Source organism: Vibrio sp. 10N.222.54.E6, assembly GCF_041473955.1.
Lineage (GTDB): Bacteria > Pseudomonadota > Gammaproteobacteria > Enterobacterales > Vibrionaceae > Vibrio > Vibrio tasmaniensis_A.
Genome location: NZ_JBFRTD010000077.1, coordinates 1 through 2,968, shown reverse-complemented (window position 1 = coordinate 2,968; position 2,968 = coordinate 1). Strand labels below are relative to the sequence as shown.

General features: G+C 40.2%; 6 protein-coding genes. All 6 read right to left on the bottom strand.

The features are described from left to right. Positions 1–135: 135 nt before the first annotated feature. The gene (locus AB4513_RS24460) at positions 136–456 is read right to left on the bottom strand and encodes a hypothetical protein (protein WP_102579858.1); all 321 of its coding nucleotides are present in this window, start codon (positions 454–456) and stop codon (positions 136–138) included. A 138-nt stretch (positions 457–594) separates the two neighbouring features. Beyond that, entirely contained in the window at positions 595–939 is a 345-nt protein-coding gene (locus tag AB4513_RS24455; protein WP_133151961.1) for a hypothetical protein, read from the bottom strand. A gap of 7 nt (positions 940–946) precedes the next feature. Then, a complete protein-coding gene (locus AB4513_RS24450; protein WP_102257478.1) occupies positions 947–1,231 on the bottom strand; it encodes a hypothetical protein in 285 nt (94 codons plus the stop codon). A gap of 15 nt (positions 1,232–1,246) precedes the next feature. Next, the gene (locus AB4513_RS24445) at positions 1,247–1,621 is read right to left on the bottom strand and encodes a hypothetical protein (RefSeq protein WP_102257477.1); all 375 of its coding nucleotides are present in this window, start codon (positions 1,619–1,621) and stop codon (positions 1,247–1,249) included. After that, positions 1,618–1,974, bottom strand: a complete 357-nt coding sequence (locus AB4513_RS24440) for a hypothetical protein (protein ID WP_102257476.1) — start codon at positions 1,972–1,974, stop codon at positions 1,618–1,620. The genes AB4513_RS24445 and AB4513_RS24440 overlap by 4 nt, the downstream gene beginning before the upstream one ends. A gap of 19 nt (positions 1,975–1,993) precedes the next feature. After that, positions 1,994–2,833 carry a hypothetical protein gene (locus tag AB4513_RS24435; RefSeq protein WP_102257475.1) on the bottom strand — a complete coding sequence of 280 codons (840 nt, stop codon included), beginning with the start codon at positions 2,831–2,833 and terminating at the stop codon, positions 1,994–1,996. Positions 2,834–2,968: the final 135 nt, after the last annotated feature.

Genomic DNA, 2,968 nt, shown 5'->3' with positions numbered 1-2,968 from the left:
AAAGAAGTAGTAATTGAGCAATTCGTACCGCATCGTTTGATTGCGGTAACGTATGACCTGTCTAGCCCCTCTTCACTGTTACGAACCGAAAGCCTCTGTGTTATTTCAATAACCCATGCCATAACCTTGCCCCTACTAGTTAATGAGCTCGTCATTGAGAACACCACTAAGGCGTTCTTTCAGTGCCTCGGTTTTGGCTTTCTTTTGAGTTGCTTGATAAACAGCATCAAGGGCATTCTGTACAGGACAATTAGCGCTAGTGTGCTCACCAACATCGATGTTGAGTAGCGTACCAACATCACTAGCTAATTCTGTTGCTCGCTCTTCCCAACGGTCACGGGCATCAATAGTGCTTTCTAACTCACTGTCAGATATCAGCGAAAATTTACCTGTATTACCACGAACCCATGAAGCAATATCAGCTTCACTCATTTTTGCTAATTGATGTAGATCCATCGATTTTCCCTCGTTATTCGATTATTGGTAAATTATTCGCTTTTAAGTTTCGTTCCCACCCCTCATCATTATCAGCACTTCCAATCATTGCGTTACAGTCAGTAAATTGATCTGTAATAGCTTGGGTATGGGTTACAACTAACTTTTTAGAGCGATAGATTTAATGTTTTCTGGATGGATTTTTGTGCGAGATAGCGGTTCTCCGGTATCACGATCAATTGCATCGCAGCTCTCGTAAATAACAAGGCTTCTAGCGTGCATTTCGTTTATTGCATTAACTTGTATCTTAGTACCATCATAAAGCGTAGCTACAAACCCATGATAAGCGTTGGGGTTGACTTTATAGCCACATGCTCCACAGAAATTCGCCCCGTTGCAATCTATATGCTTACCGAATGAACAAAGGAAAGCTTTCTGTAATTGGTACTTTAAATTAAGTATTACTTTCTCCATAAATGTAAATAATGCGACTAAATTTTTCAAAATCCCCTTAATACATTTTTTCGCAAATATCTTGAATTGCTTCTGTTTCAAGCGAAGTGTTAGCAAAGTCTGGTATCTTGCCTTTATATTTAGCGTTTAGATTCTCAGCCCTGTTAACGATAGATTTAGTTAAGCGCTTCATTTCGTCTTGAATAAGTGGCAAAAATTCAGCTAAATCCTCCCTCTCCAGAAAGTCGCCTAGCTCCTCATCAATATCGACTTTTTCAAGCACCATTGAGGCAATAGTAAGGGCGTTAAACTTAGCGACGTCTTTGTTTACTTGTTTGCCCATAGCGACCAATTCCCCCTATGGTTGGATGTCTTCTTGCAACTGCCAAGACTTGGCAAAGTAGAACTCAACAGACCAACAATCAGCAGACAGAATGTGTGACTTCCTAGCAGCTAAAGGAAACTTACCTTTAACTTTTACAAAGTATGCGCCAGTGTAGTTATTTGCTAAGTTATCGCGTATGTCTCGAATTAACTCATCAACTTTAGATTCTTCATCAAGCCCGAAACTCATATTAATTCGTTGAAAGTCAAAATTCGGGTCATCTGCTGCTCCAAGGTAATCAAGACCTTTTTTGTCAACCAAACCTTTGAGGACTGATAAGAACTCTTTAAACTCCTGAGAAAATGTTTCTTTTTCTTGAACAGGCAAAGCTAGTTCACTGATTTTCATAATTGTTCCCTTGTTCCAATTTTAGAATTAGTGAATTGGTCTATCGTTACTACAGCTTTTTGCCAGTCATTCGCTACCACTTCTTGACCATTCGACAAGTAGTAATCAATTGACACTTGATCGCCTAAGCCAATAAGTGGCATCAAACCAGTATCCGGTTTTGCCGCTTGTCGGGCTGCCGTAACATCATCAACAGATGCGCTCCACCAAAGCAATGCACCATCGCACTCTTGAGTAACGCAAGTTGCACCTGTTGGCCACGTAAACTTGCCAAGTTTCACCATACTTAGAAGTGAAACATCCACGCTTGGAACAAACAATTGTTCATCCAAGTTAATCAAAATATCAGGCATAATTTCCCTTTAAATTTGTTTAGTTGTTGTTTGACGAATATGTATCCATTAAACGTCCTTTATCAATGACAACTATTTCTTGGGTATAACCCGCTTTCCCTACCAAAAAGCCGACAAAGTTCGAATCAAGCTTAATTACGTCAACTTGCGGATCGAAAGATGAGTTAAATAGTTCTGATGTAGTTTCCATTCTGCCGATTGAACCTAGAAGGTATGTCTTAGCAATTCTTTCAACTAACGATGTGGTAATGCCATATTTACTAGCCACACTGGATAAAGTGCTACTCAGTGTTAATGCTTGTTCTTGTCCGTTACCTAAGTAGGACATTAGCTCATCTGCCACTGTATCGGACAATGCCCTATGAGGCGCATCTGACCATCTGTGATAGTAATATTCTTTTCCAAGTTGGCTACTATCTGCCAAATATTGGCTTCGGAAAGCAATCAACTGGTGAATGTCTTCTGACGAATAACCTACGCGCTCATAAAACTCATACCATCGACTATCCGTGTAAAAAGCCAATATTGTGTGCTCGCTTGCTTGCTCATCACCCAAGTAGTCGCTAAATTCCGTTAGATGCAAGCTCGTTAGGGATTCCGACATTACTAAATCAGCATCGGCTATGGGTTCTGGTTCGACTGCTTGCGGAGCTTCTAAACTACCATTGCCAACTGTGCGCTTAACCGTCAGTTGTACTGGCTTACTTTGAGTCTCAGGTTTAGTAACTAAGAGTGCCGTTTCTTGGTCAATTGAAAGTTGTTCAACTGACGACTGATTAACACTCAAATCAAAATGGTTACTCGCAAAGTACACAGCCAAACCGCAAGCAACCGCAAGTAAACTGATTTTAGTGACCATACACGATTACTCCTTATCTTCGACTGGAATTAGTTCATAGGCGATTCCAGACTGCTCAAAAAAATCCAGTAGTTTTTGAAAGTGATTACGGTTTTTGTAAACCTTCGCATTATTAAAAGAAGTAGTAATTGAGCA

Bases quoted from the DNA above. Each gene is read 5' to 3' on its own strand.
- AB4513_RS24460 (WP_102579858.1), bottom strand. From the start codon at position 456: ATGGATCTACATCAATTAGCAAAAATGAGTGAAGCTGATATTGCTTCA.
- AB4513_RS24450 (WP_102257478.1), bottom strand. From the start codon at position 1,231: ATGGGCAAACAAGTAAACAAAGACGTCGCTAAGTTTAACGCCCTTACT.
- AB4513_RS24445 (WP_102257477.1), bottom strand. From the start codon at position 1,621: ATGAAAATCAGTGAACTAGCTTTGCCTGTTCAAGAAAAAGAAACATTT.
- AB4513_RS24440 (WP_102257476.1), bottom strand. From the start codon at position 1,974: ATGCCTGATATTTTGATTAACTTGGATGAACAATTGTTTGTTCCAAGC.
- AB4513_RS24435 (WP_102257475.1), bottom strand. From the start codon at position 2,833: ATGGTCACTAAAATCAGTTTACTTGCGGTTGCTTGCGGTTTGGCTGTG.